General features: G+C 34.5%; 22 protein-coding genes. 15 read left to right on the plus strand and 7 right to left on the minus strand.

The genetic code is table 11. From position 1 onward, the window contains the following. Positions 1-1,350 (minus strand): GH36-type glycosyl hydrolase domain-containing protein (locus RTP52_RS09465; protein ID WP_331661270.1); only part of this gene is annotated, 1,350 nt, incomplete at its 3' end. A gap of 257 nt (positions 1,351-1,607) precedes the next feature. On the opposite strand from RTP52_RS09465, the gene RTP52_RS20540 reads away from it, so the two are divergent. Next, positions 1,608-2,339 carry a phage holin family protein gene (locus tag RTP52_RS20540; protein ID WP_312370802.1) on the plus strand — a complete coding sequence of 244 codons (732 nt, stop codon included), beginning with the start codon at positions 1,608-1,610 and terminating at the stop codon, positions 2,337-2,339. A gap of 310 nt (positions 2,340-2,649) precedes the next feature. Here the strand turns inward: RTP52_RS20540 and RTP52_RS09475 are convergent, their stop codons facing one another. Further along, entirely contained in the window at positions 2,650-3,873 is a 1,224-nt protein-coding gene (locus RTP52_RS09475; RefSeq protein WP_312107396.1) for an argininosuccinate synthase, read from the minus strand. Between the two features lie 261 nt (positions 3,874-4,134). Between RTP52_RS09475 and RTP52_RS09480 the strand changes: the two genes are divergently transcribed. Both RTP52_RS09480 and RTP52_RS09485 read left to right on the plus strand, forming a co-directional pair. Continuing rightward, complete coding sequence (locus RTP52_RS09480; RefSeq protein WP_312107398.1) at positions 4,135-4,803, plus strand: phosphatase PAP2 family protein; 669 nt, start codon at positions 4,135-4,137, stop codon at positions 4,801-4,803. Between the two features lie 170 nt (positions 4,804-4,973). Further along, positions 4,974-5,567: a Maf family protein gene (locus RTP52_RS09485; RefSeq protein WP_312370806.1), complete on the plus strand. Its 594-nt coding sequence runs from the start codon at positions 4,974-4,976 to the stop codon at positions 5,565-5,567. A 259-nt stretch (positions 5,568-5,826) separates the two neighbouring features. On the opposite strand, the gene RTP52_RS09490 is transcribed toward RTP52_RS09485, so the two are convergent. The 3 genes from RTP52_RS09490 to RTP52_RS09500 form a co-directional block, all read right to left on the minus strand. Continuing rightward, the gene (locus tag RTP52_RS09490; protein ID WP_312370808.1) at positions 5,827-7,785 is read right to left on the minus strand and encodes a glycoside hydrolase family 13 protein; all 1,959 of its coding nucleotides are present in this window, start codon (positions 7,783-7,785) and stop codon (positions 5,827-5,829) included. A gap of 113 nt (positions 7,786-7,898) precedes the next feature. Beyond that, complete coding sequence (locus tag RTP52_RS09495; protein ID WP_312370810.1) at positions 7,899-9,284, minus strand: glycoside-pentoside-hexuronide (GPH):cation symporter; 1,386 nt, start codon at positions 9,282-9,284, stop codon at positions 7,899-7,901. Positions 9,285-9,308: 24 nt separating this feature from the next. After that, positions 9,309-10,592, minus strand: a complete 1,284-nt coding sequence (locus RTP52_RS09500; protein ID WP_312370812.1) for a glycoside hydrolase family 1 protein — start codon at positions 10,590-10,592, stop codon at positions 9,309-9,311. Between the two features lie 377 nt (positions 10,593-10,969). Here RTP52_RS09500 and RTP52_RS09505 point away from each other — a divergent pair, with 377 nt between their 5' ends. From RTP52_RS09505 to RTP52_RS09515, 3 genes are all read left to right on the plus strand, one after another. Next, positions 10,970-11,254 carry a YopX family protein gene (locus RTP52_RS09505; protein ID WP_312370890.1) on the plus strand — a complete coding sequence of 95 codons (285 nt, stop codon included), beginning with the start codon at positions 10,970-10,972 and terminating at the stop codon, positions 11,252-11,254. Between the two features lie 224 nt (positions 11,255-11,478). Continuing rightward, positions 11,479-11,925: a hypothetical protein gene (locus tag RTP52_RS09510; RefSeq protein ID WP_312105590.1), complete on the plus strand. Its 447-nt coding sequence runs from the start codon at positions 11,479-11,481 to the stop codon at positions 11,923-11,925. Between the two features lie 341 nt (positions 11,926-12,266). Beyond that, complete coding sequence (locus tag RTP52_RS09515; RefSeq protein ID WP_312370815.1) at positions 12,267-12,524, plus strand: GNAT family N-acetyltransferase; 258 nt, start codon at positions 12,267-12,269, stop codon at positions 12,522-12,524. 292 nt (positions 12,525-12,816) lie between these two features. Here RTP52_RS09515 and RTP52_RS09520 read toward each other — a convergent pair whose 3' ends face one another. Continuing rightward, the gene (locus tag RTP52_RS09520) at positions 12,817-13,161 is read right to left on the minus strand and encodes an SH3 domain-containing protein (protein WP_312370818.1); all 345 of its coding nucleotides are present in this window, start codon (positions 13,159-13,161) and stop codon (positions 12,817-12,819) included. 596 nt (positions 13,162-13,757) lie between these two features. On the opposite strand from RTP52_RS09520, the gene RTP52_RS09525 reads away from it, so the two are divergent. The 4 genes from RTP52_RS09525 (at position 13,758) to RTP52_RS09540 (ending at position 16,562) form a co-directional block, all read left to right on the plus strand. Beyond that, positions 13,758-14,030 (plus strand): hypothetical protein, encoded by a 273-nt coding sequence (locus tag RTP52_RS09525; protein WP_312370821.1) that lies wholly within the window; start codon positions 13,758-13,760, stop codon positions 14,028-14,030. 180 nt (positions 14,031-14,210) lie between these two features. Beyond that, positions 14,211-14,918 carry a lysophospholipid acyltransferase family protein gene (locus RTP52_RS09530; RefSeq protein ID WP_312370822.1) on the plus strand — a complete coding sequence of 236 codons (708 nt, stop codon included), beginning with the start codon at positions 14,211-14,213 and terminating at the stop codon, positions 14,916-14,918. Between the two features lie 315 nt (positions 14,919-15,233). Then, positions 15,234-15,647, plus strand: a complete 414-nt coding sequence (locus RTP52_RS09535) for a DUF3788 family protein (RefSeq protein ID WP_312105598.1) — start codon at positions 15,234-15,236, stop codon at positions 15,645-15,647. A 312-nt stretch (positions 15,648-15,959) separates the two neighbouring features. Further along, positions 15,960-16,562 (plus strand): C39 family peptidase, encoded by a 603-nt coding sequence (locus tag RTP52_RS09540; protein ID WP_312370824.1) that lies wholly within the window; start codon positions 15,960-15,962, stop codon positions 16,560-16,562. Between the two features lie 362 nt (positions 16,563-16,924). Here RTP52_RS09540 and RTP52_RS09545 read toward each other — a convergent pair whose 3' ends face one another. Beyond that, entirely contained in the window at positions 16,925-17,251 is a 327-nt protein-coding gene (locus RTP52_RS09545) for a hypothetical protein (protein ID WP_312370826.1), read from the minus strand. A gap of 109 nt (positions 17,252-17,360) precedes the next feature. Here RTP52_RS09545 and RTP52_RS09550 point away from each other — a divergent pair, with 109 nt between their 5' ends. From RTP52_RS09550 to argB, 5 genes are all read left to right on the plus strand, one after another. Further along, on the plus strand, positions 17,361-18,119 hold the full coding sequence (locus RTP52_RS09550) for a CAP domain-containing protein (protein ID WP_312370827.1): 759 nt from the start codon (positions 17,361-17,363) through the stop codon (positions 18,117-18,119). A gap of 309 nt (positions 18,120-18,428) precedes the next feature. After that, the gene (locus RTP52_RS09555; protein WP_312370829.1) at positions 18,429-18,782 is read left to right on the plus strand and encodes a hypothetical protein; all 354 of its coding nucleotides are present in this window, start codon (positions 18,429-18,431) and stop codon (positions 18,780-18,782) included. Positions 18,783-19,497: 715 nt separating this feature from the next. Next, positions 19,498-20,538, plus strand: coding sequence for an N-acetyl-gamma-glutamyl-phosphate reductase (gene argC / locus RTP52_RS09560; RefSeq protein WP_312370830.1), 1,041 nt, complete (start codon positions 19,498-19,500; stop codon positions 20,536-20,538). 146 nt (positions 20,539-20,684) lie between these two features. Next, complete coding sequence (gene argJ, locus RTP52_RS09565) at positions 20,685-21,905, plus strand: bifunctional glutamate N-acetyltransferase/amino-acid acetyltransferase ArgJ (protein WP_312370892.1); 1,221 nt, start codon at positions 20,685-20,687, stop codon at positions 21,903-21,905. 36 nt (positions 21,906-21,941) lie between these two features. Continuing rightward, entirely contained in the window at positions 21,942-22,835 is an 894-nt protein-coding gene (gene argB, locus RTP52_RS09570; RefSeq protein WP_312370833.1) for an acetylglutamate kinase, read from the plus strand. The last annotated feature ends 76 nt before the right edge of the window (positions 22,836-22,911 follow it).

Raw genomic sequence — 22,911 nt, forward strand, 5'->3', positions numbered from 1 at the left:
TGGAATAACTTCATCTATAAATGCTTTATTTCCTGTTTCGGAAATATACTTTAATACCGTAGGGAATAGCCAAAGAGCATCATCTGCACGGTAAGCTGGATGTCCAGTTGCTTGTACATAGGTAACATCATCAGGAGTATCTTCATGACCAGCATTATGATTGAACTTAACTAATGGTAAACCGCCACCGTTATCTACCTGCGCTGATAGCATAAAGCGAATTTTCTCACCTGCTAATTCCGGATCAAGATGAATGATACCTTGTATGTCTTGTACGGTATCACGATAACCGTAACCATTTCTTAAACCGGCATACATGAAAGAAGCTGCTCTTGACCAGATAAAGGTGATAAAGCATTGGTACGCATTCCACGTATTAACCATATGATTAAAGTTATCATCTGGGGTTTTAACCTGGAATTGCTCTAATTTCTCGTGCCAGTATGATTTTAATTCCGCTAACTCTTTCTCGACGATGGATAAATCTTCATAACCCTTTAATAATTCCGCAGAATCTTTATCATTTTTCTTACCTAATATGTATACTAATTCTTTTGTTTCACCGGGTGAAAGAGTTAAAGTAGAATGAAGGGCACCACAAGCATTAGAATTGTAATTTAAAGTATTATCGCAACGTCCATTGACGACTGCGACTGGATTTCCATAACTATGGTAGCGTCCGATGAAAGATGCCTTGTCACCATTATAGGAAACGATAGGCTGACCTACACTACCAAAGAAACGTTCCTTATAATTCGTGCCTTCTGCATTTTTACCAGTGTTTTCGTTAATTGTCTGTAGGATCTTATTACCTTTAAAATAAGTTTTGGTTATAAAGAGGGTATATTGTAGATTAACTTGATCATTTTCATAAAAGTCTTCATTCGTAAATTCAATGAAGCCGAAAGTGGAAATTGTTCTTTCTTTCGTATCCGTATTGGTTACAGATAATTTCCAAACTTCATGTGTCTTATTAAGAGGTACATAATATAAAGCTTCGGAATGGATATTAGAATAATCAGCACTAATTTTGGTATAAGCAGTACCGTGACGGCATTCATTTTGATAAACTGATAAATCTTTACCGACTGGTTGCCAGGATGCTGACCAATAATCATCTGTTACATCATCACGTAAATAAATATATCTTCCTGGTTTGTCTTCCTGATTGAATATATATCTTGATATTCTACCATTTGCTCCACTCTTTACAAAGCTATAACCACCGGCGTTATTTGATATAATAGCGCCATATTCCGGGGAACCCAAATAATTTGCCCATGGAGCAGGGGTATTCGGCTTTGTAATTACATATTCTCTGTTTTCTTCATCAAAGTAACCGTAATTCATAACAATCTCCTTTACTTTATTCATTTTGTTAAGGCATAAATTCTCCATAACATTTGGAATATTATAGCATAAATTAAGATTTCGAAACAATGTTTAATCATATCCTTATCAAAGGGATTAGATAAGATACGACATGAGAGATTGTTAGATTCTGAGTATATAAAATTAATTGTGAATTTCAAGATGTAAAGTATTGTCGAATTAAGGCACATTCATTGGATAGGTGCATATTCTAATAGTAAACAAGGAGGGGGAATATGAAAGATATCGTTACATCAATTCAGATATTAATATCTAGTCTTGGTGGGGTCTTAGGATGGTTTTTAGGTGGGACCGATGGTTTTTTGTATGCATTATTACTGTTTATCGTTATTGACTATATAACTGGTGTTATGGTCGCTATCTTGCAGCATAAAGTATCTAGTGAGGTTGGGTTTCGAGGGATTTTTAAGAAGGTGGTTATTTTATGCCTTGTTGGAATAGGTCATATTATTGATACGAAAGTTGTTCGTAGTGGAAATGTAATGCGAACCGCAATTATTTTCTTCTATTTATCGAATGAAGGGATCAGTATTTTAGAAAATGTTGCATCGATTGGACTGCCTATTCCCAAAAAATTATTAGATGTCCTCGTAGCATTAAAATCAGAAAATAGCGATGGAATCGTGGATATAAAAAAATCAGAGGAAATATTAGAAAGTGGTAATAATGAAAAGTGTGAGGAAAGTAAAAGGGATGACTTAGGGGAAAATAAAAAAGATAACTTAGAGGAAAGCAAAAAGGATGACTTAAAGGAAAGTAAAAAAGATAACTTTGAGGAAAGTAGAGATGCTAGCTTAGAGGAACATAAAGAAGATAATTCTGAGGAAAGTAAAGAGGATAGTACGGAAGAAAACAAAAAAGATAACATTGAGGAAAGTCTAAAACAAAATATGGAGAATATTCAAAAAGAAAACAGTGAGGACAACGAAAAAGATTACATTGAATAGTATAATAAGATTACGTGAGTAATATTTATTAATAGAAATTGCATGCTGTAAAAGAATACTAAGGTCATAGATAAAAAAGGTTTAAATTTATTAATGATTAAAAATTGTTTACGAATTGGGAGGAGTATTAAAAGTTAATACTGAGTATAGAAGCGTTGAACATGTAAGCCCCGATAGATTTAGAAATTAAATCTATCGGGGCTATTTGAGTGTATAAATAATTATATGTCTTTGAAAAAATACGGTTGCTTATGACAAAGGAGTGCTACAAAAGATTAACACAGAAAGCAACAATTATCTCTAGTTTTCATTATTTATTCTTTTCTACTTCAGCCATCTTCATAGCACGAACCTTTAAAGAAAGTCCAAAGAGATTGATAAATCCTTCTGCATCATGATGATTATATAATTCACCGGTAGTGAAAGATGCAATACTTTCATTATATAGAGAATATGGGGAGGTGGTACCTTGCTTAATAATATTACCTTTGTAAAGCTTTAATTTAACTTCACCTGTCACATATTCTTGAGTTACTTCAACGAAAGCTTGAAGAGCTTCACGAAGAGGAGTAAACCATTTACCTTCATAGACAACATCAGCGAATTTATTTCCGATTTCTTTTTTACAAGATAGTGTAGCACGATCTAAGATTAATTCTTCGAGCTGAGTATGAGCTTCCATTAAAATTGTTCCACCTGGAGTTTCATACACACCACGAGACTTCATACCAACTACGCGGTTTTCCACGATATCAATAATACCAATACCATGCTTGCCACCAAGTACGTTTAATTCTTCGATAATCGCAGAAGCTTTCATTGACTTACCATTAAGAGCAACCGGAATTCCTTTTTCAAATGTCAAACTTAAGTTTTCAGCTTCATTTGGTGCCTTTTCTGGTGATACACCAAGTACAAGTAAATGGTCATAGTTTGGTGCATTTGCAGGGTCCTCTAACTCTAGACCTTCATGGCTAATATGCCATAAGTTACGGTCACGACTATAGCTATGGCTTGCATCAAATGGTAAATCGATTCCATGTGCTTTGCAATATTCGATTTCATCTTCTCTGGATTGCATCTTCCAGGTGTCATTACATCTCCATGGAGCAATTATCTTTAAGTCTGGAGCAAGTGCTTTAATACCTAATTCAAAGCGAACTTGGTCATTTCCTTTTCCAGTAGCACCATGGCATATAGCAACAGCCTTTTCTTTTCTTGCAACTTCTACTAATTTTTTTGCAATGACTGGCCTGGCCATAGAAGTACCAAGAAGATATTTATTTTCATAAACAGCACCAGCCTTTACACATGGTATTACGTATTCATCCACGAATTCATCGGTTACGTGCTCAATGTATAATTTCGTTGCACCGGATAACTTTGCTCTTTCTTCTAAACCGTCTAATTCATTTCCCTGTCCAACATCGATACAACAGCAAACCACATCATAATCATAATTTTCTTTTAACCATGGAATGATAGCTGTAGTATCAAGACCACCGGAATATGCTAAAATAACTTTTTCTTTCATCAAAATATCCTCCTTAATCAATTAGTTACGCACTTTAGAATGTGTAACAATGCATAAAAATTATCTCAATATTTATAAATATACATCACATTGAAAAAATATGCAATCCATAAATTAAGAAAATTTTAATGTATTCTTAGGGTATGTTTAAGACTTATTTAGTTGTTTCATTAACTAGACTGTGATAAAATATTAACTTAGAGGTTTCAAAATATTAGAAAAATATGGCGAATTATTTGTAACCTAGAAAGGGACATAAAAATGAAACAATTATTTAAGAAGTATAATCACGCCTGGGTATTACTTTATGTGTTTATTTATTTAATATGGTTTTTCTATTTAAGTAAAGCAAGCGCTGATTCTTATCATTTAGTTAAATCAAGTCTAGATGACAAAATTCCGTTTATTGAGTGGTTCATTATTCCATATTACATATGGTTTCCTTATGTACCAGTTGTCATTGCATATTTTTTCTTTACTTCCAAAGAAGATTTTTATCGTTGTACTGGATTTTTATTTATTGGTATGACAATCTGCCTGATTGCATATACGATATATCCAACAGGAATAAATTTTCAACATGACTTGGATTCCCTAGGACGAAGTAATTTTATGATTGATATGACTCGTTTAATTTATAGTGTAGACCCGGGAACGAATGTTTGTCCTAGCATTCATTGTTTTAATTCCATAGGGTTAACAATATCGATCATAAAAAGCAGACGACTTGGGAAGTCTAAACTTATTGTTACTGCGTCAATTATTTTAAGTACGTTAATCTGCATGTCAACAGTTTTTGTTAAGCAACATTCCATTATTGATGTATTTTTTGCGATAGGGCTCTCAATTATCATGTATTTTATTATATATGTTCCAAATTATGAGCGTCTATTTAAAAAAGCTAGCTTAGAGGTTTTAGAGGGAAAATAATTTATTAATCATTAATATAACCTTACAGAAGATGTTCCTCGCTTCTAAGCGGAACATAAGTGAAATGAAGCACCTACTTATATAGCATCGGAGTTGTTGTAAGGTTACGAGAAAGTAGCGAAGCGGGATACCGAGTATCCGCTTTGACACTATTATACAGTGGAGGTTTTATGTATCAGATTATTTTAGCTTCAGGCTCTCCAAGGAGAAAGGAAATCTTATCACAGGTCGGTATCAATTTCACGGTTTGTGTCAGTAATATAGAAGAAATAACATCAGAAACTTTACCAGAAAACATTGTGATGGAACTTTCAAAGATGAAAGCCCTAGATGTCACGAAACAATATGAATCGAACACAATTATCATAGGTTCAGATACAATCGTAGCATACAAAAATCAAATTCTTGGAAAACCAAAGAATGAGGAACATGCGAAGGAAATGTTACAATTGTTATCTGGAGTTACACATGAAGTATATACTGGTGTAACCGTTATTATAAAAAAAGAGTCAGGAGAAGTAGAAGAGCGTACGTTTTTCGAAGTATCAAAAGTTACAGTTTCAGAACTTACCGAGGAAGAAATTATGGATTATATAAGGTCCAAGGAACCTATGGATAAGGCAGGAGCTTATGCAATTCAAGGAAAATTTGCAGTACATGTTACAAGAATTGAGGGGGATTACTATACTATTGTAGGGCTTCCCATTGCTAGAATTTATCAAGAGGTAAAGAAGTTAGGGGTTGACCTTATAAGGCAGATGTAACCTTCCGTCTAAAAACTAGAAGGATGGTGTATAAAAAGCAATCTATACCATATTAAGCGATTATAGATACTCCTAATTCGTATAATGAAAAAGCTTAATGAAGCGTGATTTTTCTTTTTCATGAGAAGGAAAAGTTCACGAGATTCCTTTTTTATTATAACAAGTGGGTGTCGCAAGATAGATTTTTGTCTATTTTACGGCACCCACTTTTCTCTTTTGGATCGAAAAAATTTACGAAGTGTACATTTTCTTATATTTTCTAAATCCGATAAATCCTACCTTCATAAGCGCGAAGCTGTTTCAAGGTTTTTCCTGGATAATTGCAGAGTACTAAGCCCTTTCTTTCATTGGAAAACTCTGTTTCCTCAGAGAAGCCTTTCTGTTCTGATAAACTCTCCAAACTTACTAACATTTCCTCAACAGGTACATTTCCCGGAAGCTTTTGCTCCTTCTTACTCAAATTACAGATTATCAGGTAAGTTTCTCCCTCTAGGAGGCGAGTATAGACCAGAACATCCTTGCGTTTCTTATGAGTAAATCGAATCTCTCCATAAATCAATGCAGGCGTCTTCTTCCTGAGTGCTAGTAATTTTCGATAAAAAGATAGAACCGATTCTAAATCCTGCATCTGATTCTCTGCATTACATACCAATTCATCGCCGTCACTTCCAATCCATGGAACCGATTCGGAGAAACCACACCCAGGTTTTGCTGACCACTGCATTGGTGTACGAGCATGGTCACGGCTGCCTGCTAGTATACGAAGAAAAGCCTTTTCTTCAGGCATTTTCTCGCAGAGTTCCTTATATTTATTTATACTTTCCACATCCCGAAAATCGCTAATCTCATGAAAGTCTTTGTTAATCATACCAAGTTCCTGTCCTTGATACAAAAAAGGAGTACCTTTTAACGTCATCTGTATCATTGCTAACATCTTTGCAAGCACCTGGCGATGTGTATGGGAATGGTCAATCTTAGAAAGCATTCGTGGATTGTCATGGTTATCATAAAAAAGCGACATCCATGAGGTATCCGCATAGTTTTCCATCCAGTCCATAATATAAGATTTATAATAATTTAAATCATATTCATATTGGTCAAACCGTGCATTACCACCGGTTTCTAGATGATCAAAGGAAAACATCATATTAAGCTCGCCTCGGCTATCGTCCGTCAGAAGCTTTCCCATCTTCATTCCGATACCTGGAGTTTCTCCCACGGAAAAGGCCTGATAAGGTGTTAAAGCCTCGTTCTGCATTTCCTGCAAATGTTCATGAAGCTTTGGCCCATAAAAATAATGTTCAATCCCTGTAAATCCCATCAAATTTCCGATAAATGAATCACCATCCGGTAACCTATTTGACTTGGAAATATAGTTGATTACATCCAGACGGAAGCCATCTACCCCTTTTTCTAACCACCAACGAATCATTTGGTAGATATCTTGCCTAAGGTTTGGATTTTCCCAATTTAAATCCATTTGCTTTTTGGAAAATAGATGTAGTCCCCAAAGGTTTTTCTCAGGATAATGGTTCCAAGCACTTCCGCTAAAAAAAGAAGTCCAGTTATTCGGTTCTTTTCTTAGAAAATAATAATCACGGTAAGCAGACTCTGAAGATTTTAATGCTTCTTGAAACCAGCGATGTTCATCGGAAGTATGATTCACCACCAAATCCATGACTAAACGCATATTGCGGACATGAAGTTCCTTAAGTAGGAGATCAAAATCCTCCATGGTACCAAACTGTGGATCAATCTTTTGATAATCTCTAATATCATACCCATTGTCATCTCCAGGAGAATCATAGATGGGAGAGAGCCAGAGTGCATCCACGCCAAGCTCCTTCAAGTAATCTAGTTTTGCTATGATACCAGGAAGATCACCCACCCCATCGCCGTTTCCATCCATGAAGCTGCGAGGATAAATCTGATAAAATACAGCCTCCTTCCACCAGGTAGGAGTAATTTTCTTATCATTGAAAGATTCTTTATCAAGACTGTCATTGGATTGATTTAATAGGGCAAGCAATGCATCAAAGAAGCCATCGCCAAGCTTTTTCCCTGCGATACGCTTCAGAAAGGTAAGGGGAAAAGCACCGATAACAGGATTTTCTACCAGCACTTTAGAAAGACCTGCCTGCAATAAAATTTTATTGATGACATCATACCCAACTGGATGGCAGTATAGGTCACGTAATTTACTTTTAAGTGTATACATTTCGGCTCCCATCTGCGCGCCATAATGCGTTTCATCCTGTGAGAGTAAACGGAGACCTTTTACTCTTAGTTCGAATATGTATTATGGCGAGCATAACAATCAAACTTATCTTATTAATCCGACTCTACCGCATTCAATTCCCCACGCTCAGCAAGATCCTGTAAGATTTGATTATGTAATTTGCGGTCGATTTTGTATTTACTGCGGTAAAGAATATAACTGCACAGAATGCATAGAAGTGGGAACAAAAGCATGGCAATTTTCATCATCAACAGCCCTTCGGATGTAACCTCTTCGGCAGAAGAAGCATTCTTAATCCCGGAAACAATAACAATCGCAGTCACGATACCATTTGCTACAGCTCCTCCGATTTTATTAATAAAAGGCTGTAAAGAAAAGGATATCGAATCATTACGTTTTCCAAGTTTCCAATGGCCATAATCCACCGAATCAGCCAGAAACATCAACATCATAATCTGCACAAAAGCTTGCCCAACAAATATTAGGACACCGGCAATGCCAATCAAAATCATATTGTGATTTGATGAGAAGAAAAACAAAAGATAACCAATTAACACAAGTATAATTGAGAAAGTATACAAGGTTTTGCGCTCAAAGCGTTTCCCAAGCAACGGAAAGATGGACAGCGCAGCAATCTGGGATACACCAAGGATTACGGCAAAAATAGCATACATATCTTCATTGCCATATGCGTATTTGAAAAAATAAATTCCAAAACTAGTGGTAGTGACATAGCCAATCATAAATAAAGCCATAGCAATAGCGGTAATCGAAAGTTGGTCATTTTTTATAATTACAAAAATTAATTCTTTCAGGGAGGTATGCTGCTTTTGGTCCTTAATTTGATGAGATTCGCGCACACCAAATAGCGTGATCAACTGACCTGCTAACATAATTGCCACCACGAGTAAAGAAAAGTAAAAATAAGCCTTTGGCAAACTGTCAAGTGAAGTGCCCCATGCTTTGGTAATAGGAACAATGCCTGCAACCACAAAAAATAGACCGATATTTGCACAAATACGAGCGATGGAACCAATTTTCTCCCGCTCGCTCTGCGACAAGCTTAAAGATGGTAGCATCGACCAGTAAGATATATCGTTAATGGTAAAGCTGATTCCCCAAGACAGATAGAGTACCGTATAAAGTATTACAAATGCTGACCCTTTCGCATGAAAATCCGTAAAAAGCAGGACAGTAAAAATACCAGACAGTATAGCGCCTAATGCAATCCAAGGTTTGAACTTTCCAAATCTAGTATGGGTATTGTCCACAATTAATCCCATAATTGGGTCATTAAAAGCGTCAAAAACACGGCAAAGTAAAGTAATGCCGGTAATCCACCAAAGGACATTGGTAGATACTTCTATGACATCAGTAAGATAAAACGTTAAATACATGCTGATCAGCGAATAGACCATATCTCTACCGATGGTTCCAATTCCGAAGGTAAAACGGTTGGATTTATGTAATTGATTCATAGGAAACCTCACTTTCAAAGGAAATCATGAATGATATTCCTCCTCATGGACATATTTCTCATAGAGCCGCTCCGTTACACCGCCTTGTTCTATGATCTCACTGTAAAAACGTCCACTTTGCTTTATGGTTCTTGCCTGTGTTTCATAATCAATATGTACAATTCCAAAGCGTGCGCTTTCCCCCTCTAGCCATTCAAAATTGTCGCAGAAGCACCAATGATAGTAGCGTGTTATAGGAAGATTGCTTGCACACAAGGCTTTTAAATGCTCATAAATATAGCGGGAACGGAACGTATCCTGATTGTCACAGGTGCCGTTTTCGGTAATATAGATCGGGCGTTTCAGAATAGAATACAATTCCTGTGCACAAGAAACGATTCCATGAGGATATATTTCCCATTCAAGATCATTCTTCGGACAATTCTTTGCCACTCCATCCCCAAGCTTGTTAATCGTAGAACGGGTGTAGTAATTTAACCCATGAAAATCAGCATATTGTCCGTGAGGAACATGACTGATGTTCTTCAGTGGAGGTAAAAATTGTCCGGTTAAACACGCCTTTGCAAGGGCACCTTGGAACATCCATTTGGATAACACTGTATAGGAGATGTGAAGAGGATTCTTTGGATTTTCTGGTGCAAATACGCGTGCGTGGTGGGCAAAACCAACCTTAGTATCATTATATCCCATTTTGCTGCGGATTCTGTGAATCATGCGATAGGATTTGATATGGCAAGTTGCCATGACGGACATCACCTTAGAAGTCAATAGGACGGAATTCTCTCCTGGAGGGAATCCTCCACCGAAATACCCCAAAGTTGCATAGACATTTGGCTCGTTGATGGTGATATATTCGGAAACTAAGTCGCCAAATGAACGGACAGCAAAGGAGACATAACGTAAAAAAGCACGAATGTTTTCCTCCTTTGTAAACCCTCCCCTTTTTTCAAACCACATGGGATTAGTAAAATGATGAAGGGTTAACAGCGGTTCAATTCCCTGGCTTTTCATAAAGGTAAGCAACTTACGGTAATGCTTTACCGCTTCTTTATTCCAATTGTTCTCCTTTGGTTCTAATCGGGCCCACTCGATGCCAAGGCGGTACCTCTTGATCCCCATGCTTTGCATTAATTCAATGTCTTCCTGCCAGCGTTCCCAATGCTGATTTGCACGCTGCGGACTTGAACCGTCCTGAATATGCCCAAGGTGGTACCAGTTGTTCCAGCTATGATCAACATCTCCGCCTTCAATCTGGGCGGGTGCGCTGGCCACACCAAGCTGCATACCGGGTAATAATTGAAATGCCATAACGAATTCCTCCTTGTAAAAGATATGAGGCAATTATACCATAAATTGGGTAAAAGGTCTGCATTTTTTTGACTGTGTGATGCGTATTTGGTTATAGATTTTATATATAAGAGGACTATGGATTTTTAACATTTTTCATAAATATAAGTCGTAATACGCAGGATAAAGAAAGATAATGGCGAACATTGGAAACTTTGTGGAAGTGATAGCGTTGAAATAGAAAAACGTGATATAGGATTCATTGGTCAATATGATGATGGAAGAAAAAAACTAAAGTATCAAGTTAATGTAAGGTGTAATAAGTGTCATGCCAAGAGGAAACCAATTACAACCACAGTCATATATGTGGAGCCAGGATTTCATAGGCGATCAATGATATAGAGGATCATTGGCATTATGATGTTGACAAAGAAACAGTAGGTCAGTACACAGGACTTAAGGATAAGAACGGTGTGGAGATTTACGATGGCGATATAATCAAGTGCGATAAGCGAGGGCATGGATTATATCGCAGTGTAGTAAAATACAACGATGAAATGGCTAGATTCGATGTTGTTCAAGGAAATTGTGCATTTCCGATGATTCTGGAAGAAGTGGTAGACAATATTTCTATTTCTGGTGCAGATTACGAGGTAATAGGGAATATATGCGAGAACGAGTAGTAGGGTAAATTAATATTTAACGTATTAAGAACATTGAAAATTTAATATGGATATTTGGTATATAGTGTAATATACTACAAATGAAATGAAGAAAAATTATATTTATATATAGTATACTCTGAATCATTGGAACTTTTTTAACGGTATATTCGACTAATATGCAAAGGAAGTAGATACATACGAAAACAGAATGACAATATTATTGATTAGGAGGTGCATCACAGGTGAAAAAAATCGTTTTGCTTTTTATTTCGGTTACTTTACTGGCCCTGACTTCATGCTCACAAAAACCATCAGAGAATGAATCAGACTATACGGTTTTTTTGAACATGTTAGCCGACAGCAATATTCAATACACTGAGGAAGATACCGATACATCCAGTTTTCTTTCCGTTACACGTAAACCAATTTTAATCGGAGATGATATCATCAGCATTTACGAATATGATTCAAACAAAGATATGGAGAAAGATTCCACGTATATTGATAAAGGCGGTTCCAGCATATCTTATCCGGGCAAGGAAGTAGAAATCTCATGGGTATCGCAACCGCATTTCTTCAAAAAAGGCACACTGATTATCAACTATGTAGGAGAAAATGAACAGATACTGGAATTGTTGAATAAAAACTATGGCGCTGAATTTGCCGGTTACGGATATATAAACAAATAATATGTCGACTGGACACCATAGTATGGGAATAATCTCAATAAAAATAAAAAGATAAGTAAATATTTATTACTTTACACTACCAACTATATATTTAGCTGGTAGTTTTTTAATATGTTAAATTAAGATTTAGTTAATTAAGTACATTGAAAACTGAATATCGATAGTTGATAGCATTATCGGAATAAAAAGGTGGAGATAATCTTTAAGCAATGATGAAACTATTTATTGCAGAAAAGAAACGGTAAGTGCGAATATAAACCAGTAAGGAAAAGTTACCAAATTACCGAAAATGGACTGTTTTAATCGGAGAGGCGATTGAAGATGAGAATGATCCAATTGAATTGAAAGGAAAGGCGTATTTTCGAATATTGGGGTTCGTCATTGATAATCGATATCGGAATAAAGGGATTGGATCGGAAGCATTAAAAATGGCAATTCAATATATTTATCATGAATATGGTAAAGTTGCTTTTCTATTGGAATGTAATAAGGAAAATTTAACCGCAGTAAGATTTTATGAGAAGTTAGGTTTTAAGAATACATATATTATCAACAAACAAAGCAAGGATTATTTTATGATGAAAGATGTAGAAGCATAACTTCTAATTTATCAATTTAGATTAATTACGTAATATAAATTAAAAATAATTGAATTATATATCCACAAACTGCTAACTATCAATATGGAGTTAGTAGTTTTTTATTGGCTAAAATAGTACCGTCAAACTAGAAGTTGCCAAGTTAACTAAAAAATTATTTAAATTTTGGGGGTCAGGTCATAGCAAGTAGTTTTTTGTGCTGAAAATAAAACTAAAAGGTATAAAACGCTGTCAAGGTAAGAGTTTCCGTTTAGATTTATTATTTATTTAACAAATCGACTATTATGGATCATTATATTGCGTCACCATATTCATCAATTAAATATCCTCTGGCGATGTATCCAGTTTGTCCGTTGTATGTAACTTTATACCAATCTGATAATACAGATGTAATTGTCACTTTGGTTCCTTCAGGAATTTTTGCTAATATTGTAGAGCTTGTACTTTGTGATGCTCTCAAATTGACACCTACACCATCACGAGTGCATACCCAACCATACGTAGTAGCTCTAGTAACAGAGTATTGTGTTAAATTTGTATCTGAAGTAGCAGCAAATGTTCCGACTGCTGGGATTAACGTAGTAGACATTGAAGCGATCATTACTAGCCCCATTATTTTTTTAGAAAAGCGTTTCATGTATAAAATCCTCCTTATTAATTATGATACAAAACGGAAACTCTTGCCTTGACAGCGTATTTTCAGTGTTATACATAATAAAAATTAGATACATATTGTTGTTAATTGTTAGTAGTATTTTCAAAAACTATTCCTGATGGTTGCGAAGTTCTGATAACAGTAACTTTTATACTATTTGTATACTGAAAATTGAAATGACTTTCCAGCTGGAATATCCCAACCGTCGCCACAATAAAACGTTAAAATAGTTTTTTCATAGTAGGACTCCCTTCATAAAAAACCATACTATAATTTACAGAATATTAAGCAACACTCATTTGATTTAAAATTTTAGAGATACTTAATATACAATAACTTTACAATAAATGACAATTTATGTAAATTGGCAAAAGGCACAAATAATACCAAGCATTTCAGTAAATATAACTATTAAGTCCAGTAAATATGAAAATAGTCTATTTATTTTTCGTGGAATATGGAATTGTATAGTAGAATGAAGAAATTTACTGACAGAAAGCACATTGACAACTATATATCGATTAGTAGATAATTAAATAAAATCTTAATACAATACGTTCGGAAAGTAGAGGGGTAATATGAAGAATATCATTAAAGTAAATGCCATATTAACAAATGTTACAGAAGGAAACAATAAAAAGCCAAACAATAGAACATTGCATAAAAGTCCAAAGACAACGCAAAAGTGGTCCTATTTTTCATATCATGTTGGCAATAAGATTGTAATATCAGAAAATTCATTGACTATAAATGGCACATTTCAAGAAGGTCATCGTATGACAGTTTGGTATGTAGAGAAGAAACCAAAGAAAGTTTATCGGTATAAGGTACTTGCAATGATTTTTGGCTAAATTAATAGATATTACTGAGTTTATAGGGGAGAACTATAGGGGTAAATGATTATTTAAGAAAGCAATCACATAGAAAACTTAATATTGATAGTTAGTAAAAAATACTGTATTCTGTAAATAGGTAAATCAAATTTTGAGGAAAATTTAAAAGCACAATTTTATAAAGGGGTTAGTATATAAATGAATAAATTATTATTGAAATTTATTAATCTGTTGCCTGAATCTATAATAACTAAGTTTGTTAGGCATTATGTTAATTTGCAGATAAAAAAGCATGTAAGGTTAGATGTAAAAGGTCTTGAAAACTTAAATTGTGATTTAGAAAGACCTTATTTGTTTGTATGCAATCATTTAAGCAATTCTGATGGTTTAGTATTGAACAAAGTACTGGAAAAAGAGAATATTATCTTTGTGGCTGGGAAAAAATTAGAATCGAATTCTCTGACTAATTTAGGATTTAAAATCGTCAGATCAATATCAATATTACCAAATTCACCTGATAAGGATGCAATCAAAAAGGTTATTAACGCAGTAAAAGAAGGAAACAGCATTTTAATATTTACAGAAGGGACTCGGAGTAGAACAGCAGAGATGCTTGAAGGGAAAAAAGGAATTTTGCTCTTTGCAAAGCTCACCAATGCTCCAATAGTACCAATAGGTATTTGGGGTTCGGAAAAATTTATGCCTATAGAGAAAGATATGGGTAAAGAGGCATTTTATGATGCTGATATAAATATTAACATAGGTGAAGTTTTCAATCTACCTAAAAAAAGTGATGATGAAACCAAAGGAAGCTGGGAAGCTAATTGTTTAAATCATATTATGGTGAGCATTGCTGAACTTTTGCCAAAAGAATATAGAGGATTTTATGATGACAAAAACAAATAAAAATGCCATTATTACTGGTTTCAGTATTGAATTTTTTTCGTAAGTTTTTACTACAAAATTGCAATTTAATAAGAGAATTTATGGGGAGCTACTAACTATGAAATTATTAAGTTAGTAGTTTTTTTGTGCGGGAAATTAATCGTTAAATTAATATTTAATTATTTTGTACATTGAAAATTGAATATTGATAATTGATAGTAGCATTGGAATAAAAAGGTAGACGTGATTTTTCCGTGGTGGTATCATATGATTATTAGTTTGCTGTAGTAATGTATTACGTAGTATAGATTATTTATATAATAGGAGGTTAGAAAAATGTATGAAAGATTGTTAAATAAAAATGAAATGCCTACAATAGAAGAATTTTTAGCGTATATCGGAAAAGGGAAAGAATTGTTTGATAGCATCGATGCTTTTTTGATATACGAAATAAATTCAGTAAAGATGATAAAATTTGATGCCCATAGTAGATGTTGGAAGATGAGTTATCACATAAAAAGAAAATATATTTGTGACATTATTACGGAAAAAGATGCTTTTACCATAGTAACACGATTATCCGGTGAAAGCATTAGAAATGTCTATGATGGTTTATTACCATACGCTAAAGAATGTATTGATAACAGCCCTTATCGCCATAAAGGTTGGATAGAATACCGAGTTTTAAGTGCTCTGCATTTAGAAGATATCAAAATGATGTTGCAGATTAGAGCGAACGATAACCGGTAAAGATACATATTATGAATACAACACAAAGTTTACTTAGTCCACAATATTTCTCAATAGCGTATTAAATATGTTTAATAAGAAATAGGTATACGCCTATCAACTATCAATATAAGGTTGGTAGGTTTTTTGTTGCACTAAACTAGAATTTAAGGAGTAAAAAACATGGGATAAATGGGCGATGTTAAATAGTTTAGATTTATTAAACAAAAGATGTATGAGACAGTGGAAGGTTTTATTACATATAAATATTGATAATTGGTAAAATATGCTATATCATTTAATAACAATAATAAAATAGGAGAAGGAATAATTATGAAAGCGAAAATGCATTTAAAGAAAAAAATTGTTTTTTGTGTAGTTATTTGCATTGCTGTTTTGATTGGCATATTTCTCGCAGTGAATCTGTACATATTACTGAGTACTCCTAAGCAATATATGATAACATCAGAAAATTATATTGATTATCAGCCACATTATGAATGTTCAGGGTATTCCTCTGCCTATGTATTAAGAAGTCTTGGTCAAGATACTGATGGTTTAGAATTGTATAATGCAATTTCTAATAAAAATAATGATGGTACGGTTCCACCTGTGACTTTAGTTGAATTTCTTGCAGAAAAGGGATACTCCGTAAAACTTTGTAGTGGTACGATGATGCAGTTGAAACACGAAATTAGCAAAGGTACACCTGTTATTGTATTTGTACGAACTTCACCAAAAGAAAATTATTATCATTATCTTCCGATTGTAGGATATGATGAGGAGTATATTTATGCGGTTGACTCACTGAAATATATGAAAAACGCAGAAAACGAATATTATAATCGTATTATTGGAAATAGTGACTTTGATAAGATGTGGGAAACAGGGGTGTTTAGAAAAAATACTTATATAACGATTAGATTGGATAATTAATCTTGCTTTTAAATATTATTATTTTTGCGATCCTTCTATTGTATCTTGAACAGATATGGTAATTACAGAAGTATAGAAAAACAATTTAAAATACCTTCTAAACATTTTAGAAATCGATGATGAAAAATAGAATATTGCAATGATGATTTTATGATAAATAATGAAGGGTGTTACTTTTTATAAGTTCTAAAACTTATGAAAAGGACACCCTTAAGTTATATTATAATGATTATTGTACGAACGTTGTCATGCCAACCGTATCACATTGCTCTCCTTGAATATTTGCATTCATCTTTTGTGAAAAAATTCGATAATATCTTGCACGGCGAACTGCACCTGTTCCGTTTTCTGCCTGTCCTGATTCATTGTTGATTATGATAATGGATAATCCCAATTACCGTTATATTGTGCATTTGGGCTACCTTGTTTTGGTTGCCAGATTCCTCCGGGAGGTAATTTGTTCCAGTTCTTTGTATATAACCGATAGCAGTTGAGCCAATATACCCTTCCCCTTCATTAAAGTAGAGTCCGGTCAAAGAATCATTTTGCACTTCACCACCGATTGTACCGCCACCAGTTTCATAGGAGATATTCGCTAGAAATCCTGCCAACTCTCTTTTTTGTGTACTGATATCACCTACAGCCAGAAAGGAGCCATAGTCACATATTTCAATTGTGAAATACCACACTTTACCTGTTTTATTTCTGTTACTGGTATGTTACTATCTAAATGTAACATATTTGTAACAAATAATAAATATATTTGTAACATACGACCTAACCGGAAGGAGGTTTCTGATGAAATTAACACGATTTGTAGTAGCAACAATGGCAACAATAATAACAGTTACAACATTAGGTACACCAACGGCAGTAAAGGCTGCATCATCTAATAATTCATGTTCTCAATTAAACGGTAATGTGATAACGGTGAGCGGCAGTAGTCAGGATGAAATAAAAGATAAATTAAAGGGTTTAGGGATTAATCTCAATAATCTTAATTTAAAAAATTGCTCTGGATTCCCAAACAATGTAGTTCCAAAAACAAAAGTGGAAAAACCAAAGACACAAAAACCAAAGACACAAAAACCAAAGGCAGAAAAACCAAAGGCAGAAGTACCTAAGGTGGTAAAACCTGATAAACCAGGAAAAAATGACGGTGGTTCTGAATCAAAAACAGAATTATCTTATGCACAACAGGTTGTGAAATTGGTAAATGAAGAGAGAGCAAAAAATGGTCTTTCTGCACTCACAATAGATAAGTCTGTGGAATCAGCAGCACTTGTGAGATCAAAGGAAATAGAAAAATCATTTTCCCACACCAGACCAAACGGAAGCAGCTTCAGTACTGCATTAAAAGAGCAGGGTGTAGGCTTTATGGGAGCAGGTGAAAATATTGCATGGGGCCAGAAATCACCTGAAGAAGTTATGAACGGATGGATGAACAGTGAAGGCCACAGAGCGAATATTTTAAATCCAAAATTCACAAAAATCGGTGTTGGTTATTATAAAAATTCCAATGGAACAAATTACTGGACACAGTTATTTACTTACTAAATCAAAATAAAAAATAATATAAAAAATAAATTCACTTCAAAACAGCAGAAGTCCTCGAACGGATCTCTGCTGTTTTTTGAGATTTATTTGCTATGGTATTGATTTAGAATTGTACTATTATATGAACATAGAAATACCTATTATTGATAGTTGGCAAAATATGTAGTATCCTCAAGTATTTACGATAAATTGAGCAAGCTAAAGAAATTGCAATTTTTAAACTAAATGTACCTGAAGCATGAACTAATTTAACAAAGAAGGTAACATTGGTTTTTTTATTTCATATCATAAAGAAAAAGGGATTTTTCTATGGAAGTAACTGAGAGATATGAAATTCTAATTGCATATATGGGGAGAATAAGACCAGGTATTGAATTTATGGAAGATGTTTGGAGTGCAGCGATCTTTGAGGAATATCAAAGATCTGATATATATGTAAATGCAATAATTGATGAAAGGTCACTTGTATGTGTAGATTGTCCCAAAAGAGAAAAAGCTTTTACAATTATTACAGTAAGAAACCCAATTCAAACACCAGACAAAGATGCATATTATAATGCTTTAGGAAGGATTTTATTTAATGTAAGGAGTGCTTTGGATTCACCATATACCCTCATTTCGATTGGAGCTGTGCAAGTATCATATTTTCCTTATTTACCTTAAAGCAGGTCAATGACCTGTAGATAATTTGGACAAGCTCTAATTAATTTTAAAGATCATCTATAATTTCAACCTCATCAGGGAAGTCCCCCGCTTCTGTAAGCGGGGGTAAGGACTTGCCTGTTTTAGCAGGAGTTCAAGCTCCTGCTGAAATGCCACGTAGTGGCAATGAGGTTATGAGCAAGTAGCGCAAGCGGATTGCGAATATCCGCTTTGACATTATAATCTAAATATAGTAAAAGAACAGACTACTTATAATAACTAGTCTGTTCTTTTACAATTCGAACATTATTTATAGTTATCAAATATAGATTCTAATTATTAAGCTGGAATCTAATTAGAAATGAAAAATGTATAGGATTCATACTTTATTTTTTAAATATTTCCATATATTATTATGAGTCTTATATCATCTTTATATTACTCCGAAGAATCCAACTAGGCTCTTATTAAAAATTTATGCAAATTAATACATAATAATTAATTTGATCATTAATCACAAATGTATAAAATCTAGATAAGTTTATTAAGAAAAAAAGGAAGATGCTCGGTATAGTTAGGGGTTCTTCCTTTTTAGTTATGTGTACTATAATAAATATTTATATATGAACATATAAATTAAGCTTGCATAATATACATTATCAATGTATAATTATGTACACTTTACAATATTTTACCTTAGGAGATGGTAGAAGTACGAATCAGATTGGAGGTTACTATGATTAAAGTTGGTATTATTGGATCTACAGGTTATGCAGGGCAAGAACTGGTGCGGATTTTATTACAACACAAAGATGTTTCTATTGCGTGGTATGGATCAAAGAGTTACATAGATAAAAAATACTCGGAAGTATTTCAAAATATGTTTCAAATAGTGGAAGAAAGATGTCTTGATGAAAATATGGAAGAACTAGCAAGTCAGGTAGATGTTATCTTTACCGCAACACCGCAAGGGTTTTGTGCCTCACTGATGAAAGAGGAGATCTTATCGAAAGTAAAAGTAATTGATTTAAGTGCGGACTATCGAATGAAAGATATAAAAACTTATGAAGAATGGTATGGAATAAAGCACAGTAGTCCGAAATTTCTAAAAGAAGCGGTGTATGGATTATGTGAGATTAATAGAGAGGATATAAAAAAAGCCCGCTTAATTGCTAATCCTGGATGTTATCCTACTTGTTCAATCTTAACTATTTACCCATTAATAAAAGAAGGATTGATTGAAGTTGATAGTATTATTATAGATGCAAAATCGGGTGTTTCAGGAGCTGGTAGAGGTACAAAGGTTGATAACCTTTACTGTGAGGTTAACGAAAATATGAAGGCTTATGGTGTAGGTACACACCGCCATACTCCTGAGATTGAAGAACAACTCTCCTTAATGGCGTCAGAGAACGTAACAATTAATTTTACTCCACATTTAGTTCCAATGAACCGCGGTATTTTAATAACTGCTTATGGAAAATTAAAGAAGCAAGCTAGTTATGAGGTTGTAAAGGAAATCTATGATCGATATTATGCGAAGGAATATTTTGTCCGTGTTTTAGAAAAAGGGATGACCCCGGAAACTCGATGGGTAGAAGGAAGTAACTTTGTGGATATAAATTTTGTAATAGATCATCGAAATAACCGAATGGTTTTGATGGGAGCAATGGATAATTTGGTAAAAGGTGCAGCTGGGCAGGCAGTCCAAAATATGAACCTTATGTTTGGGTTACCAGAACAAGAAGGACTTAAATTAGTTCCAATGTTCCCTTAATTTTAATATCTAAACAAGAAAAAGTACGCTTCGTGAACTTTTCCTTGTCATGAATGAAAAACAGTGATTCATATCTAACTTTAGAAGCGGATAAGACAACGGAGAGAAGGGAGAGTATGAGGGGAGTTCCTTATACAGAAATATTTATGGAGATTATCAATGGTGGAGTAACAGCAGCGAAAGGATTTAAAGCTTCAGGTATCTATGTAGGAATTAAGAAAAAAAGAAAAGACATGGCGTTAGTTTATAGCATTGTTCCGGCAGTGGGAGCAGGTGTATTTACAACAAATATAGTAAAAGCTGCTCCAGTAAAATGGGATATGAACTTATTAAAGGAAGATAATGAAATTCAAGCAGTCATATTAAATAGTGGAGTTGCGAATGCATGTACTGGCGAACTTGGTGATATCAACAATGAGAAGATGGCAAAAGCCATTGCTGATGCACTCTCATTACCTATAAGTTCAGTTTTAACAGCATCCACTGGAGTCATAGGAAAACAATTACCAATCAAAATAATTGAAGGGGGTTCAAAGAAATTAGTAGATGAACTATCCGATACGAAGGAATCAGGTTTATTAGCTGCTGAGGCAATCATGACAACGGACACGATATCAAAGGAATGTGCGGTTACTTTCTTACTAGGGGATAAAAAAGTTACGGTTGGTGGGATGAGTAAGGGCTCTGGTATGATTCATCCGAACATGGCAACGATGCTTGGTGTTGTGACTACAGATATATTGATTAGCAAAGAGATGCTACAGGAAGTTGTAAGTTCAGATGTGCATGATACCTTTAATATGATTTCTGTGGACCGTGACACCTCAACGAATGATTCTCTCATGGTAATGGCAAATGGTCTTGCGGCAAATGATATGATTACGGAGAAAAACGAGGCATATTATCTATTTTATGAAGCATTTCATTATGTAACAGAGACCTTAGCAAAAATGATGGCCGGGGATGGGGAAGGTGCATCGAAATTATTAGAAGTTTCCGTGATAAATGCAACAACAAAGGATCAAGCAATTACACTAAGCAAGTCAATTATAACCTCTAATCTTGTCAAAACAGCTGTATTTGGAAATGATGCGAACTGTGGCAGAATTTTATGTGCTATGGGATACGCTGGTGTTGAATTTGATCCAGATAAGGTGGATTTATTCATAGAGAGTAGCTTTGGTAAGTTGCAATTAGTAGAAAACGGGATGGCTACTGATTACTCCGAAGAGCTTGCAACGAAGATTCTATCGGATAAGGAAGTAACAGCTATTGCAGATATGAAACTTGGTATGGCTTCTGCAAAAGCATGGGGATGTGATTTGACTTATGATTATATTAAAATCAATGCGGATTATCGTTCCTAAGAATCGTTTTAAAAATTTAGCTTAAGGGGACTTCATATGGATCAGATATTAGTAAAGGCACAAACATTAATTGAGGCGTTACCATATATTCAAAAATTTAATAATAAAAAGGTCATAGTAAAGTACGGGGGAAGTGCTATGCTTGACCCGGAACTTGAGATTAATGTGATAAAGGATGTTGTTCTATTAAAATTAGTTGGAATGCAGCCAATTATAGTCCATGGCGGCGGTAAGGAGATTAGTAAATGGGTTTCCTTACTAGGCCATGAATCAAAATTTGTCGATGGACTTCGGGTAACGGATGAAGTGTCAATGGAAGTTGCTGAAATGGTACTTGGTAAAGTAAATAAGCACTTAGTGCAAATGGTACAACAACTTGGGGTAAAAGCAGTTGGTATTAGCGGTAAGGATGGTGCAACACTTTGCTGTGAAAAGAAGCTAGTAAACGGAGAAGATATCGGATTTGTTGGTAATATTACGGAAGTTAATACCGACTTAATAGACACATTAATTAAACATGATTTTATTCCTATTATTGCACCGATTGGGCTTGATAAGGATTATATGGCTTATAACATTAATGCAGACGATGCTGCTTGTGCGGTGGCTACTGCTATAGGTGCTGAAAAATTAGCATTTTTAACAGATATTGAAGGTGTCTATCAAAATCCGGATGATAAGTCAACCTTGATTTCCGTTTTAACCTTAGAAAAAGCAGATGAATTAATACAAGAAGGATTTATAGGCGGTGGTATGTTACCAAAACTTAAGAATTGCATTGACGCAGTCAGAAGTGGAGTATCAAGAGTTCATATATTAGATGGTAGAAGAGAACATTGTTTATTACTTGAGTTCTTTACGAATAAAGGAATTGGAACAGCAATAATTAATGATGATTCAATTCTATTTGAACATGAAAACGCGTTGTAGGAGGGCTTAGGCAACCGGAAAAATTTGTGCCTGCGTACTCGGCATAAATTTAAGATGCGCAAAGAACGTGCGTAGG

The sequence above is a fragment of the Lachnoclostridium sp. genome (genome assembly GCF_031997925.1).
Lineage (GTDB): Bacteria > Bacillota > Clostridia > Lachnospirales > Lachnospiraceae > Lachnoclostridium.